Here is a 14,343-nt window from a genome sequence, read left to right on the forward strand (position 1 = left end):
GCTGTTGCTTCGGCAACGCCTGCCGGCGCCGAGCGAGTCCGGACCCGCACCATGCAACATCTACGTCAAAGTCTCCTTATTCTGTGCGCCTTTCAGGTTGGCTTCCCCGCAGCGGCGCAGACCGCCCAACCCGACCGGGGTCAACAGGAGCGGCCCCAGCAGGACCGGGCCGACCCGGCCTGGCTGACCACCGACCAGGTCCGCACCGTGCTGCGCGCCCGCGGCTATACCGAGATCGGCGGCCTGACACGGGAGGACGACATCTTCAGGGTCACCGACGCCGTCCGCTACGGGGAGAAGGTGCCCGAGCTGCGGATCGACGCGCTGACCGGCCTGCCGCGCGAGATGGCGCCGTTGACCGAAGGGCAGGCACGCAGCCTTCTGCTGGAGCGCGGTTATTCCAACGTCGAGGAGATGGGCCGGGAGGGGGAGGTGATCCACCTCCGCGCCCGGCAGGGCGAGACGCCGGTGGAGTTGCGGGTCAATGCCCGCACCGGCGCGCTGGTGCGCTGACCGGCGCGGCCTGATCCCGGCGTGAGGTGCTGTATGGGCAGGCATTCACCCGATCCGTAGCCCGGCCGACGCGCAGGCCATCGACCACTCGGTGCTTTTCGCCCCCTCGCCCCCTGGCACAAGCGCTGCCCGTTGCGGCAAGCTGCAGCGTAGGAGGGCTCGCGATTGCGCGAATTCGATGGAGCCGGCGTGGATCCGCGGCCGCGCCTGGCACTGACCGGCATCGTCAAGCGCTACGGCTCGATGCTGGCGAATGACGACGTGGCGTTGAGCGTCGCGCCGGGCGACATCCACGCGCTGCTAGGCGAGAACGGCGCTGGCAAGTCCACGCTGATGAAGATCGTCTACGGGGTGGCGAAGCCCGATGCCGGCGCAATCGTCTGGGAGGGCCGGCAGGTGCAGATAGCCGCCCCAGACGCCGCGCGGGCGCTGGGCATCGGCATGGTGTTCCAGCATTTCTCGCTGTTCGAAACCCTGACGGTGGCCGAGAACATCGCCCTCGGCCTGGGTAGCACGCAGACCATTGCCGAACTGACCGCCGAGATCCACCAGGTCGCCGCCCACTACGGCTTGGCGGTGGAGCCCGGGCGCCACATCCACCACCTCAGCGTCGGTGAGCGCCAGCGGGTCGAGATCCTGCGCTGCCTGCTGCAACGGCCGAAGCTGCTGATTCTGGACGAGCCGACCAGCGTCCTGACGCCGCAGGAGGTGGAGGGCCTGTTCGCCATGCTGCGGCGGCTGGCCGCGGACGGCTGCTCGGTGCTCTATATCAGCCACAAGCTGGAGGAGATCCGCGCGCTCTGCACCGCCGCCACCGTGCTGCGCGCCGGCCGGGTGGTGGCCCGCTGCGACCCACGGATCGAGACCGCGGAATCGTTGGCCGAGATGATGATGGGCGGCGCCCTGGCCCGGACCAGCCGCCCCGCGACCCATTCGACCGGCGCGCCTTGCCTGGTGGTGGACCACCTGACCATGGCCGCGGACGAGCCCTTCGGCACCACGCTGCGCGACGTCTCGCTGGAGTTGCGGGCGGGCGAGATCCTCGGCATCGCCGGGGTCGCCGGCAACGGCCAGAAGGAACTGCTGGCGGCGCTGGCCGGCGAACGCCGTTCGGCGCCCGGCACGGTGCTGCTGGAAGGCCGGCCGATTGGCGCGCTGGGCCCGGCCGAGCGCCGCGCCCTTGGCCTGGCCTTCATCCCGGAGGAGAGGCTCGGCCGCGGCGCGGTGGCGGAATACTCGCTGGCGGAGAATGCGCTGCTGACCCGCATCGACGCGGTGACGGCGCCGCGCGGCCTGCTGGACCTGGGGGCGGTCGATGCCCTGGCCGCCCGGCTGATCGCCCGCTTCGGCGTGCGCTGCGCCGGCATCGCCGCACTGGGGCGCAGCCTGTCCGGCGGCAACATGCAGAAATTCATCGTGGGGCGGGAGATCGATGCCGGCCCGCGCGTGCTGCTGGCGGCGCATCCGACCTGGGGCGTCGATATCGGCGCGGCGCTTTCGATCCGCCAGGACCTGATGACCCTGGCCGCGTCGGGCGCCGGCGTGCTGGTCGTGAGCGAGGACCTCGACGAGTTGCTGGAGATCGCCGACCGCATCGCAGTGCTCGGTGGCGGCAGGATTTCCCCGCCGATGCCGGTGGCGGAGGCGACGATCGAGGGGATCGGCCTGCTGATGGGCGGCGCGGACCGGGCGGGCCATGCGACTGCGGCTTGAGGCGCGGCCCGAGCCGTCGCGCGCCATGCTCTGGCTGTCGCCGGTGCTGGCGGCGCTGCTGGCAGCGATCGGCGGCGGCGTAGTCTTCGCGCTGCTGGGCCATGACCCGCTGACGGCGCTGGCGACGCTGTTCCTCGCACCGCTCTCGAGCCTCGACGGGCTGACCGAGCTGGGGCTGAAGGCGACGCCGCTGCTGCTGTGTGCCATCGGCATCGCCGTCGGCGTGCGGGCCAGCGTCTGGAACATCGGCGCCGAGGGGCAGCTGACCATGGGCGCCATCGCCGGTGGCGGCATCGCACTCGCCTTCGGCGGGGAGGGGCACTGGTGGGTGCTGGCGCTGATGCTGCTGGCGGGTGCGGCGGGCGGCGCCGCCTGGGCCGCCATCCCGGCGCTGCTGAAGACCCGCTTCAACGCGCATGAGATCCTGACCACGCTGATGCTGAGCTACGTTGCGGTGCAGTTCCTCGGCTGGCTCGTCCACGGCCCCTGGATCGATCCCGAGGGCTTCAACTTCCCGCAGACCAGGATGTTTGCCGACGACGCGCTGCTGCCGGTGCTGGTGGAGGGATCGCGGCTGCATGCCGGATCCCTGCTCGCGCTGCTGGCGGTGCCGCTGGCCTGGCTGCTGCTGAGCCGCACCGTCGCCGGCTTCCGCCTGCGCACCGTGGGCCTCGCGCCGGAAGCGGCGCGCTATGCGGGCTTCTCCGCCACCGGCGCGGTCTGGTTCAGCCTGGTGCTGTCCGGCGCCCTGGCCGGGCTGGCCGGAGTGCTGGAAGCAGCCGGGCCGGTCGGCCAGCTGCAGCCGACGATGTCGCCGGGCTACGGCTTCGCCGCCATCATCGTCGCCTTCATGGGACGGCTGCACCCGTTCGGCATCCTCGGCGCCTCGCTGCTCATGGCGCTGCTGTACCTGGGCGGGGAGCAGCTGCAGGTGTCCATGCAACTGCCGATCGCCGCGACCGGGACCATCCAGGGCATGCTGCTGTTCTTCCTGCTGGCCACCGACGTCTTCGTCGACCAGCGGCTGGTCGTGCAGCGGGCGGTGCGGCATGCCTGACGGCTTCGCCCTGGTCGCGCTGCTGGTCGCCACCCTCCGCGCGGCGACGCCGCTGCTGCTGGCCGGATTTGGTGAACTGGTCACGGAACGCTCGGGCGTGCTCAACCTTGGCGTCGAGGGGATGATGCTGGTCGGCGCCGCGGCCGGCTTCATCGCCACGGCCTCGACCGGCAACCCGCTGCTGGGCCTGGCGGTCGCGGCAATGGCCGGCGCGCTGATGGCGCTGCTGTTCGGTGTCCTGACGCTGACCCTGCGGGCCAACCAAGTGGCGTGCGGCCTCGCCTTGACCATCTTCGGCGTCGGGCTCTCGGCGCTGATCGGCCTGCCCTACCAGGGCACGCCGATCACCGGGCTGGCCACCGTGCTCTGGCCGAACCTGGATGCGGCCAGCCCGATGGCGCAGCAGTTCATGCTGCTCGACCCGGTGGTCTGGCTGGCGCTGGCCACGCCCTTGCTGGCCTGGGTCTTTCTCTACCGCACCCGGCGCGGGCTGGTGGTGCGGGCGGTGGGCGAGAGTCACGACGTGGCGCACGCGCTCGGCTATTCCGTGCTTCGGGTGCGCTATGCCGCGGTGCTGTTCGGCGGGGCGATGAGCGGCTTGGCCGGCGCCTATCTCAGCCTCGTCTACACCCCGATGTGGACCGAGAACATGGTGGCCGGGCGTGGCTGGATCGCCCTCGCTTTGGTCGTCTTCTCCGCCTGGAAGCCGGCCTGGCTGGCGCTCGGCGCGGTGCTGTTCGGCTTTGTCACCATCGCGCAATTCCATGCCGGCGCCTTCGGGCTGGATGTGTCGCCGCACCTGCTGTCGATGCTGCCCTACCTCGCCACCGTGGTGGTGCTGGTGCTGATCTCCCGCGACGCGACGCGGCTCAAGCTCAATGCCCCAGCGGCGCTGGGCAAGCCGTTCAGCGCCGCCCGCTGAACCCCGAAACCTGGCATAGGACCGTCTGCATGAGCATCCATCGTCGTTCGCTGCTCGCCGCGCCGCTGGCGCTGCCGGCGCTGGCCTTGTCGCACCGCGCCGCCGCGGCCGACCCCTTCAAGGTCGGCTTCGTCTATGTCTCGCCCATCGGCGATGCCGGCTGGACCTTCCAGCACGAGATCGGCCGCCGCGCAGTCGATGCCGCGCTGGGCGCCGCGGTGAAGACCAGCTTCGTCGAGAACGTGCCCGAAGGGGCGGACGCCGAACGCGTCATCCGCCGCCTGGCGCAGGACGGCAACCAGCTGATCTTCACCACCAGCTTCGGCTACATGAACCCGACCGAGAAGGTGGCCAAGGCCTTCCCGAAGCTGAAATTTGAGCACGCCACCGGCTACAAGCGCACCCCGAATCTGGCGATCTATTCCGGCCGCTACTACGAGCCGCGGTATCTCACCGGCATCGTCGCCGGCCGGCTGTCGAAGACCGGGGTCATCGGCTACGTCGCCGCCTTCCCGATCCCCGAGGTCATCCAGGGCATCAACGCGGTGCTGCTCGGCGCCCGCAGCGTGAACCCGAATGCGACGATCAAGGTGATCTTCACCAGCAGCTGGTTCGACCCGGGCAAGGAACGCGCCGCGGCCGACACGCTGGTGGCGCAGGGCGCCGACTACCTGACCCAGCACACCGACAGCACCGCGGTGGTGCAGGCAGCCGAGGAGAAAGGCGTGTGGTGCAGCGGCTATGACAGCGACATGCTGAAATATGGCCCGAAGACCCACACCACTGCGGTCGAGATGCACTGGGACGACTACTACATCGACCGGGTGAAGCAGGCGATCGCCGGCAATTGGACCAGCGGCGACGTCTGGGGCGGCATGGCCAGCGGGATGGTGAAGTTGTCCAGGCTCAACCCGTCCCTGCCGCCGGCGCTGGTGGCCGAAATTGCCGCCGGGACCGAGGCGATCAAGTCCGGCAAGCTGGTGGTCTTCAGCGGCCCGTTGAAGGACCAGGCCGGCACGGTGAAGATCCCGGCCGGCAAGGCGATGACGGATGCCGAGATCCTGTCGATGAACTGGTTCGTCGAGGGCGTGCAGGGGAAGGTCTGATGCCCGCAGGCCCGCCGCGGGGTGGTCAGCCGCCTCGCAGCACCTCCAGCGCCTGCGAGGTGTAGAAACCGCGCGCCACGCGATGGGTGCGCGCGGTGCGCCAGCCCTGGAAGGCCGGGTCGGCCTCGATCCGTCGGCGCAGCTTGTGCTCGGCGACCGGGACGATGGCCGGCGACCGGTCGCCGCGCGGCACCAGCCGGCCGACCGCGAGGAAGGCCTGCAGGAAGGCGCTGCTTGGGGCGAAGGTGAACAGCATGGAATCGCCCGTGCGCGCCGCCATCCCGGCCAGCACCCGCACCACGTCGGCCGGCTTGTAGTGGATCAGGCTGTCCATCCCAACCACATGGTCGAAATGGCCCCAGGCGGCGTCGAACATGTCGCCGACCCGGAACTCGATCCGTCCCCCGCCATGGTCGTGGCCGATGCGGTCCTGCGCCAGCGCCACCAGTTGCGGCGACAGGTCCACGGCCACCACATGCGCGCCGCGCCGCGCCGCCTCGATCGCCAGCGCCCCGGTGCCGCAGCCGGCATCGAGGATGCGCCGCCCGGTCAGGTCCACCGGCAGCCAGTCCAGCAGCGTCGCCCGCATGCTGTCGCGCCCGGCCCGCACGGTGGCGCGGATGCCGCTGACCGGCGCGTCGGAGGTCAGCCGCTTCCAGGCCTCGACCGCGGTGCGGTCGAAATAGGTTTCCAGCTGCTGGCGGCGATCCGCATAGGTGGCGGTCGGCATCACATGACTCCCGTTCAGGCGGCGACGCCTTCCAGCCTGTCTTCCAGTTCCTCGCCCGCGCGCCGCAACCGGTCGAGCACCGAGGCATCGGGTGACCAGTAGTTGCGCTCCTGCGCCTCGAGCAGCCGGTTGGCGATCTTGGCCGAGGCGGTGGGGTTCAGCTTCGCCATGCGGTCCCGCATCTCCGGGTCCAGCACGAAGGTCTCGGCCAGTTTCTCGTAGACCCAGGGGGCGACGTCGCCGGTCGTCGCCGACCAGCCCATGGTGTTGGTGACATGGGCCTCGATCTCGCGCACGCCCTCGAAGCCGTGCTTCAGCAGGGCCTCGTACCATTTGGGGTTCAGCGCCCGGGTCCGGGTTTCCAGCGCAACCTGCTCTGAGATGGTGCGGACCACGCCGTCGCCGCGGGTCTGGTCGCCGATATAGACCGCGCTCGCGGTGCCGCCGCGGGCCCGCCGCACCGCGCGGCTGATGCCGCCCAGCGTGTCGAAGTAATGGTCCACGGTGGTCACGCCGACCTCGATGCTGTCGAGGTTCTGGTAGGTCACCTCGACGGTCGCCAGCACCGCGTTCAGCACCGCATCCGACCGCGCCGGCTTGCCGTCCACGCCATAGGCGAAGCCCTTGCGCTTGACGAAAGCCTCGGCGAGCTCGTCCTCGTCGTTCCAGGCGCCCTCGCCGACCAGCGCATTGACGTTGGCGCCATAGGTGCCGTCGGCATTGCAGAAGACCCGCAGCGCCGCCTGCTCGATGCTGCCGCCGTGCTGGGCGACATGCGCCAGGGCATGGGCGCGGAGGAAATTCTGCTCGACCGGTTCGTCGGCGGAGGCCGCCAGCAGCGCCGCTTCAGCCAGCAGCTTCATCTGCAAGGGCAGCAGGTCGCGGAAGATGCCGGACAGCGTCACCACCACGTCGATCCGCGGCCGGCCGAGCTCGGCCAGCGGCAGCAGCGCCGCACCCGCGAGGCGGCCATAGCTGTCGTAGCGCGGCGTGGCGCCCATCAGCGCCAGCACCTGGGCGATCGGCCCACCCTCGGTCTTCAGGTTGTCGGTGCCCCAGAGCACCATCGCCACCGTCTCCGGCAGCCCGTTGCCATCGGCCGCGTGGCGGTCGAGCAATCGCTGCGCCTGGCGGGCGCCATCCTGCACCGCGAAGGCGGAGGGCAGCTTGAAAGGGTCGAAGCCGTGCAGGTTCCGCCCCGTCGGCAGCACGTCCATGCTGCGCAGCAGGTCGCCGCCCGGGGCCGGGCGGATGTAGCGGCCATCCAGCGCGCGGAGGATGCCGGGCAGCTCGTAGTCGGTGCCGAGCAGCGCATCGAATTTCGCCCGCTCCACCACATCCGTCACGCCGGCGGCGTCCAGCATCTCCGCCCGCTGCTCGGGGTTGGGCGGCTCGCCGACAACATGCAGCCCGTGCGGGATCAGCGTGTATTCGAGTTCGAGCAGCGCGCGGCCGAGCCTGTCGATCTCGGCGGTCGCGGTGTCGCCCCAGACCGGCTCGGCGGTCGCCAGGTTCACCTCGGTCGCCTGCGCCTGGATCAGCCCGGACAACGCGGCGCGCTGGCCGATATCGGCATCCGGTTCCAGCCCGCGCCAGCGGTCGATGCTGGCCTTGAGGTCGAGCAGCCCGCGATAGAGGCCCGCCGAGGCGACCGGCGGCGTCAGGTAGCTGACCAGCGTCGCGCCGGCGCGGCGCTTGGCGATCATGCCCTCGGACGGGTTGTTCGAGGCATAGAGGTAGAAGTTGGGCAGGTCGCCGATCAGCCGATCCGGCCAGCACTGGCCAGACATGCCGGCCTGCTTGCCCGGCATGAATTCCAGCGCGCCATGGGTGCCGAAATGAAGCACGGCATGCGCGCCGAAATCCTCCCGCAGCCAGCGGTAGAAGGCGACGAAGGCGTGGGTCGGGGCGAAGCCGTGCTCGAAGAGCAGGCGCATCGGGTCACCCTCGTAGCCCATGCCCGGCTGCACGCCGACGAAGACGTTGCCGAGCTGCACGCCGAGCACGAAGATGTCGCGCCCGTCGGTCAGCTGCCGGCCCGGCGCCGGGCCCCAGGCGGCTTCCACCTCGGCCAGCCAGGGGGTGCGGCGCAGCTGGTCGTCGGCGCTGATCCGCGCGGCGACATTGGCGGTGGTACCGTGCCGCTCGCGGTTGCCGTTGATCACCATCTCGCGCAGGGCGTCGACGCTCTCCGGCACCTCCACGGTATAGCCGGCCTCCCGCATCGCCCGCAGCGTGTTGAGCAGGGAGGCGAAGACGCCGAGATAGGCGGCCGTGCCGGTGGTGCCGGCATTGGGCGGGAAGTTGAACAGCACCGTCGCCACCTTGCGCGACGCCCGCTCGCTCCGCCGCAACGCCACCAGCTTGGCGACGCGCGCCGCCAGCATCGCCGCGCGCTCGGGGTGCGACACCATGTCGCGGGCGCAGTTCACGCCGTCGCAGCCGGGGCAGCGCTCGGCCGGCTGGTCGGAGGCGCCGCAGCGCCCGCCGAAGGTCATCGGCCAGACCCCGCCGTCGAGCTCGGGGATGGCGACCATCATGGTCGCCTCGACCGGCAGCAGCCCGCGCTTGTCGGCGCTCCATTGCCGCATGGTCTGGAATTCGAGCGGATGGGCGGTGATGTAGGGCACGTCGAGCGCCGCCAGCGCTTCCTCCGCGGCATGCGCGTCGTTGTAGGCCGGGCCGCCGACCAGGGAGAACCCGGTCAGCGAGACCACCGCATCCACCTGCGGCACGCCGTCCCGCATGAAGAAGCGTTCCATCGCCGGCCGGGCATCGAGGCCGGAGGCGAAGGCGGGCACCACGTTCAGCCCCTGCGCTTCCAGCGCCGCGATCATGCCGTCGTAGTGCCTGGCGTTGTTCGCCAGCACATAGGCACGCAGCAGCAGCAGGCCGACCGTGCCGCGGCTGCCGGGGCGCGGCAGCGTGGCCAGGTCCTCGGTCACCCTTTCCTTCGCGCGCGGGTGGTACAGGCCGCATTCCGGATATTCGATCGGCGGCGCCACCTTCAGCGTGCCGGCCAGCGCGCGGCGCGGCCCGGCGGCATAGCGGTTGACCAGCAGCGCCACCATGTTGGCCAGGTTGTCGGACGACCCCGCCAGCCAGTAGGACAGGGTCAGGAAATAGGCCCGCAGGTCCTGCGCCGTGCCGGGGATGAAGCGGAGCAGCTTCGGCAGTTCCCGCAGCATCTTCATCTGGCCCTTGCCGCTGGCGGCTGCCCCCTTGGGCTTGCCGCGCAGCCGCTTGAGCAGGCCGACGATCCCCTTGGCCTCCCCCGCCATGCTGAATTTGCCGAGCCGGGTCAGCCGCATGACCTCGGGCGCCGAGAGGCAGCAGACCAGCGCGTCGCAGTCGTCGCGGCGGGCGGTCAGCGCCGGCTCGACCAGGCGGATATGGTCTTCCAGGAACAGCATGCCGGCGATGATGATGTCGGCCCGGCCGATATCCTCGAGGCAGGCGGCCAGGGCGGCGGGTTCGGTGGCGAATTCGTCGGCTGCGTGCAGTACCAGTTCCAGCCCGGGCAGGCTGCGGCGCAATTGGCTGCGAGCGGCGGTGACCGCCCCGCCGAAATGGCTGTCCATGGTGACGATTGCGACCCGGATCGGGGTGCTCATGACCAGAAATGCCTCATCCGGGAGCCCTGGTCCCTCTCTGCGCGGCTTGGGCCGGTCGCCTTCACGGACTTCCCCTTCGGAACAGGCTTCGGTCAGGCATTTTGGACCGGGCACGCGAAGTGTCAATCAAAACTGACGTCCAGATATGTTGACGGTCCGCGGCGCCGCGAACTGTCCTGGAATGATTTGCGTCAGGCTGATGCAAAGCCGATCATGCGGCGCCATGTCTCGGCCGGCCCGAAGCCCCGGCCCGAACCCAAGGACCCCGCCGTGACCAGCCGGATACGCCGCGAGGAACTGGTCTTCAGCCGCCCCTTCCGCCTGCGCGGCTGGAAGGAACCCCATCCCGCCGGCACCTATGCACTGGAGACGGAAGAGGAGTTGATCGACGGCCTGTCCTTCACCGCCTACCGCCGGGTCGGCACCACCCTGACGCGGGAAGCGACTCCGGGCGGCCAGTGCCGTCAGGTCATGCCGGTCGAGCCGGCCGACCTGGAAGCGGCGGTGGCGGCGGACCAGGCCTCGGCCGCGGCGCCGGCTGTCATCCCGCAGACCTGAAACAGGAGTAGGACCGCATGGCCAAGGGCCAGAAACGCAGCACCCGCGAGATCAAGAAGCCGAAGGCCAGCGCCAAGAAGCCGGCGGCGACCAGTTCGGTCTCGCCCTTCTCGACCCCGCCGGCACCGCCGCGCAAGCCGGCGCGGGAGGCCTGAGTTTGGGCCGCCTACTACGCTTGCTGTTCGGCCGCCGGCGCTACCAGCGGCGCTGGGGGCGGATCGCCGCCGCTGCCACGCTCACGGCCGACCGCGCGACGGCGGCGTTGAACCGGCCTAATCCGACTCGGGCCGCCCGCGCATCCGCTTGACGTCGCCGCGCTTCGACTTGCCCTCCAGTCGGCGGGTTTTCGACCCCAGGGTCGGCTTGGTCGGCCGGCGCGGCGGGGGCGGCGGTGCCGCCGCTTCCCGGATCAGGTCCAGCAGACGTTCCAGCGCATCCTCCCGGTTGCGGGCCTGGGTGCGGTGGCGCTGGGCGGTGATGACCAGCACGCCGTCCTGGGTGACCCGCCGTCCGCCCAGCCGCAGCAGCCGCTGCCGCACCGGCTCCGGCAAATTGGGGCTGTGGGCAACGTCGAAGCGGAGCTGGACCGCCGTCTCCACCTTCTGGATGTTCTGCCCGCCGGCGCCGGAGGCGCGCAGGAAATCCTCCTGCAGCTCGGAATCCTCGATGCTGATGCGCGGCGTGACGCGGATCAGCATGGCGGCAGCAACGGCACCGCGGGCTGCTCGTCCTTCAGCGTAACCCCGGTTTCGCCCAGCCGCAGCGCCGCCCCGGCCAGCCAGGCCAGCTTCTCCGCCGCCTGGGCGGGGGACAGCCCGCCGGGCCGGATGTTGGAGATGCAGTTGCGCTCCGCGTCCGTCCGCCCGGGCTTTGGCGCGAAGGTGAGATAAAGGCCGAGGCTGTCGAGCGCGGTGAGCCCCGGCCGCTCGCCGATCAGCATCGCCACCATGGCGGCACCCATCGCCCCGCCGATCTCGTCGCCCAACGCGACTCGGGCCTGGTCGGCGACGACGACCGGTGCGATCTCCATCCCCGCCCGGCGCAGCAGCGGCAGGGCAGCGGCGATCAGCGTCGGGGCATGGCGCTGCACCCCGGTGGCGCAGAGCCCGTCGGCGACCACGAACAGGAAGGCCCCGGGCGCGGCCGGCAGGCGGTCCCGGTCGCCTGCCCGCAGCCGGCGGCCGAGGTCGGGGCGCAGCAGGTAGCTGCGGCGGTCCGGCGCCTGGCTGGCGACCCGCACCACCGGCAGGCCGAGCGGCACCAGCGCGGCGTCGAGCGCCGCGGCGTCGAGGCTGGAATGCACCGCATCCCGCGCCTGCGCATGCGCTTCCTGGAAGTCGAGATGCGCCGCAGTCGGCAGGCCGTTCCCGGCGCGGCCGAGCGCCACCCGCGCGGTGGTGAAGCGGCGCAGCTCCGTCCAGGGGACCGGCGCGCTCATGCCAGCCCGACCAGGGCCGGCGCCATGCGGCCGGGCAACGCGCCGGCCCCGCTCGCGGCCTCGATCCCCATCGCCTCCATCCAGGCCTCGAACTCCGGCGCCGGGCGACGGCCCAGCGCGGCGCGGAGGTAGAGGCCGTCATGGAAGGAGGTGGACTGGTAGGCCAGCATCACGTCGTCCGCGCCCGGCACGCCCATGACGTAGGTGACGCCGGCGACGCCCAGCAAGGTCAGCAGCGCGTCCATGTCGTCCTGGTCGGCCTCGGCATGGTTGGTGTAGCAGACATCCACCCCCATCGGCAGGCCGAGCAGCTTGCCGCAGAAATGGTCCTCGAGCCCGGCGCGGGTGATCTGCTTGCCGTCGAAGAGGTATTCCGGGCCGATGAAGCCGACCACGGAGTTCACCAGCAAGGGCGAGAATTCGCGCGCCACGGCATAGGCGCGCGTCTCGATCGTCTGCTGGTCGCAGCCGTGGTGCGCCTCGGCGGAAAGGGCGCTGCCCTGGCCGGTCTCGAAATACATCACGTTATCGCCGAGGGTGCCGCGCTTCAGCGACAGCGCCGCCTCGCGTGCTTCCTTCAGCAGGGCCAGGGAGACGCCGAAGCCGCGGTTCACTCCCTCGGTCCCGCCGATCGACTGGAAGACGAGATCCACCGGCGCGCCGCGCTCGATCGCCAGCAGGCTGGTGGTGACATGCGCCAGCACGCAGGTTTGGGTCGGGATGGCGTAGCGCTCGCGCACCGCGTCGAGCAATTCCAGCACCCGCACCGTGGTGTCGATGTTGTCGCTGGCCGGGTTGACGCCGATCACCGCATCGCCGGCGCCGAGCAGCAGCCCGTCGAGGATGGCGGCGGCCACGCCGCGCGGGTCGTCCACCGGGTCGTTCGGCTGCAGCCGGATCGACAGCCGCCCGGACAGGCCGAGCGTGTTGCGGAAGCGTGTGGTGACGCGGCACTTGGCGGCGATCGCCACCAGGTCCTGGAGCCGGCAGATCTTGCTGACGGCGGCCACCATTTCCGGCGTCAGCCCGGGCGCCAGCGGGGCGAGGTCGCCGGGCGCTGCCAGCAGCCAGTCGCGGAAGCCGCCGACGGTCAGATGCCGCACCGGGGCAAAGGCGGCGGCGTCGTGGCGGTCGAGGATCAGCCGCGTCACCTCGTCGGCCTCGTAGGGAATCACCACCTCATCAAGGAAATGCGCCAGCGGCAGATCGGCGAGCGCCCGCTGCGCCGCGACGCGTTCCTGCGCGCTGGCCGCGGCGACGCCGGCCAGCACGTCGCCCGAGCGCAGCGGCGTCGCCCGCGCCAGCAGGGTCCGCAGGTCCGGGAAGACATGGCGCGTGCCGCCCACCACCTGCGCGAAGCCCATCCACCCTCTCCATCCGCGGAAGCGCAGCAGTAGCACGGGATGCGGGCGCCTCGTCACCCGTCGGCGCTTGACGGTTCCGGCCACGGCGGACCAGCCTTGGCCCCAAGGCCCGGCAAGGCCAGGAGGATGCGCGCATGATCAACACCCCGGGCCACCCGTTGCCGACCATCCGGCCGGAGGAGGTCGGGCTGTCATCGGCGCGGCTTCGCGCCATGGGCGCGGTGCTCGACGAACGCATCGCCGCCGGCCATCTGCCGGGCGCCGTGGTGCTGGTGGCGCGGCAGGGCCAGGTCGCCTGGCACGAGGCCTATGGCCGGCGCGACCCCGCCGGCGGCGCGCCGATGCGGACCGATACGATCTTCCGCATCTATTCGATGACCAAGCCGCTGGTCTCGGTCGGCGTCATGATGCTGGTCGAGGCTGGCCGGCTGTTGCTGGGCGAGCCGATCGGCAAGTACCTGCCCGAGCTGGCGGACATGCAGGTGGCGGCGGCAGGCGGCGGCACGGTGCCGGCGGCCTCGCCTATCACCATCCAGGACCTGCTGCGGCATACTTCCGGCCTCACCTACGAATTCCGCGGCAACGGGCCGGTGCAGCAGGCCTATACGGCGGCCGGGATCGCCCGGCGCGGCCAGTCCAATGCCGGCCAGGTGGCGACGCTCGGCCGCCTGCCGCTGCTGCACCAGCCGGGGACCCGCTGGGAGTACAGCCGCTCGACCGACGTGCTGGGGCGGCTGATCGAGGTGGTCTCGGGCCAGCGCCTCGGCGAGTTCCTGGCGGCGCGGATCTGCGGCCCGCTCGGCATGGTCGATACCGGCTTCCATGTCCCGCCGGCGCAGCAGGGAAGGCTGGCCGAGGGCTTCGCCACGGATCCGGATACCGGCGCAGCGGCGATGACGCTGCTGGACGTGCGCGAGCCGCCGGAATTCGAGTCCGGCGGCGGCGGCATGGTCGGCACCGCCGCCGACTACCTGCGCTTCGCGCAGATGCTGGCAGACGGCGGGCAGTACCACGGCACGCGGCTGCTCTCGCGCAAGACGGTGGAACTGATGGCCAGCGACCACCTGGGCGGCATCCCGGGGGCCGGCGATATCCTGCCGCTCGGCCATGGCTTCGGCCTGGGCTTCGCGGTGCGGAAGGACCGCGGCATGGCCACCGCGCCCGGCTCGGTCGGCACCTTCTTCTGGAGCGGCATGGCTGGCACCTTCTTCTGGATCGACCCGGCGGAGCGGCTGACCGCGGTCTTCATGATGCAGGGCGTCGGGCAGCGCGAATACTACCGGAACCTGATCCGCAACCTGGTCTATGCGACGATCGTGGATTGATGC

At 71.1% G+C, this 14,343-nt stretch carries 13 protein-coding genes; 8 read left to right on the forward strand and 5 right to left on the reverse strand.

The window, feature by feature from the left end:
- Positions 1-51: 51 nt before the first annotated feature.
- The 5 genes from ACFQS7_RS14090 to ACFQS7_RS14110 all read left to right on the forward strand — a co-directional run bounded on the left by ACFQS7_RS14090 (position 52) and on the right by ACFQS7_RS14110 (position 5,311).
- Positions 52-513 (forward strand): hypothetical protein, encoded by a 462-nt coding sequence (locus ACFQS7_RS14090; protein WP_380067716.1) that lies wholly within the window; start codon positions 52-54, stop codon positions 511-513.
- A gap of 165 nt (positions 514-678) precedes the next feature.
- Positions 679-2,226, forward strand: a complete 1,548-nt coding sequence (locus ACFQS7_RS14095; RefSeq protein WP_380067717.1) for an ABC transporter ATP-binding protein — start codon at positions 679-681, stop codon at positions 2,224-2,226.
- On the forward strand, positions 2,210-3,283 hold the full coding sequence (locus tag ACFQS7_RS14100; RefSeq protein WP_380067718.1) for an ABC transporter permease: 1,074 nt from the start codon (positions 2,210-2,212) through the stop codon (positions 3,281-3,283). Before ACFQS7_RS14095 ends, ACFQS7_RS14100 begins: the two co-directional genes overlap by 17 nt.
- On the forward strand, positions 3,276-4,205 hold the full coding sequence (locus ACFQS7_RS14105; RefSeq protein ID WP_380067719.1) for an ABC transporter permease: 930 nt from the start codon (positions 3,276-3,278) through the stop codon (positions 4,203-4,205). Before ACFQS7_RS14100 ends, ACFQS7_RS14105 begins: the two co-directional genes overlap by 8 nt.
- Before the next feature lie 29 nt (positions 4,206-4,234).
- Complete coding sequence (locus ACFQS7_RS14110) at positions 4,235-5,311, forward strand: BMP family ABC transporter substrate-binding protein (RefSeq protein WP_380067720.1); 1,077 nt, start codon at positions 4,235-4,237, stop codon at positions 5,309-5,311.
- 25 nt (positions 5,312-5,336) lie between these two features.
- Here the strand turns inward: ACFQS7_RS14110 and bchM are convergent, their stop codons facing one another.
- Together bchM and ACFQS7_RS14120 are read right to left on the reverse strand one after the other, a co-directional pair.
- Positions 5,337-6,041 (reverse strand): magnesium protoporphyrin IX methyltransferase, encoded by a 705-nt coding sequence (bchM, locus tag ACFQS7_RS14115; RefSeq protein WP_380067721.1) that lies wholly within the window; start codon positions 6,039-6,041, stop codon positions 5,337-5,339.
- Positions 6,042-6,055: 14 nt separating this feature from the next.
- Positions 6,056-9,655 carry a magnesium chelatase subunit H gene (locus ACFQS7_RS14120; protein WP_380067722.1) on the reverse strand — a complete coding sequence of 1,200 codons (3,600 nt, stop codon included), beginning with the start codon at positions 9,653-9,655 and terminating at the stop codon, positions 6,056-6,058.
- A 270-nt stretch (positions 9,656-9,925) separates the two neighbouring features.
- Between ACFQS7_RS14120 and ACFQS7_RS14125 the strand changes: the two genes are divergently transcribed.
- A complete protein-coding gene (locus tag ACFQS7_RS14125; protein WP_380067723.1) occupies positions 9,926-10,213 on the forward strand; it encodes a hypothetical protein in 288 nt (95 codons plus the stop codon).
- A 17-nt stretch (positions 10,214-10,230) separates the two neighbouring features.
- Positions 10,231-10,368, forward strand: coding sequence for a hypothetical protein (locus ACFQS7_RS14130; protein ID WP_380067724.1), 138 nt, complete (start codon positions 10,231-10,233; stop codon positions 10,366-10,368).
- 117 nt (positions 10,369-10,485) lie between these two features.
- On the opposite strand, the gene arfB is transcribed toward ACFQS7_RS14130, so the two are convergent.
- Genes arfB through ACFQS7_RS14145 form a run of 3 tightly spaced genes read right to left on the reverse strand, consistent with a single transcriptional unit; the run spans position 10,486 to position 13,015 of the window.
- Positions 10,486-10,908, reverse strand: coding sequence for an alternative ribosome rescue aminoacyl-tRNA hydrolase ArfB (gene arfB, locus ACFQS7_RS14135; RefSeq protein WP_380068021.1), 423 nt, complete (start codon positions 10,906-10,908; stop codon positions 10,486-10,488).
- On the reverse strand, positions 10,905-11,651 hold the full coding sequence (eutC, locus tag ACFQS7_RS14140; RefSeq protein WP_380067725.1) for an ethanolamine ammonia-lyase subunit EutC: 747 nt from the start codon (positions 11,649-11,651) through the stop codon (positions 10,905-10,907). The genes arfB and eutC overlap by 4 nt, the downstream gene beginning before the upstream one ends.
- Positions 11,648-13,015 (reverse strand): ethanolamine ammonia-lyase subunit EutB, encoded by a 1,368-nt coding sequence (locus tag ACFQS7_RS14145; protein WP_380067726.1) that lies wholly within the window; start codon positions 13,013-13,015, stop codon positions 11,648-11,650. Before ACFQS7_RS14145 ends, eutC begins: the two co-directional genes overlap by 4 nt.
- Before the next feature lie 134 nt (positions 13,016-13,149).
- On the opposite strand from ACFQS7_RS14145, the gene ACFQS7_RS14150 reads away from it, so the two are divergent.
- Positions 13,150-14,340 (forward strand): serine hydrolase domain-containing protein, encoded by a 1,191-nt coding sequence (locus ACFQS7_RS14150; RefSeq protein WP_380067727.1) that lies wholly within the window; start codon positions 13,150-13,152, stop codon positions 14,338-14,340.
- Positions 14,341-14,343: the final 3 nt, after the last annotated feature.

This window comes from Dankookia sp. GCM10030260 (assembly GCF_042666655.1).
Lineage (GTDB): Bacteria > Pseudomonadota > Alphaproteobacteria > Acetobacterales > Acetobacteraceae > Paracraurococcus.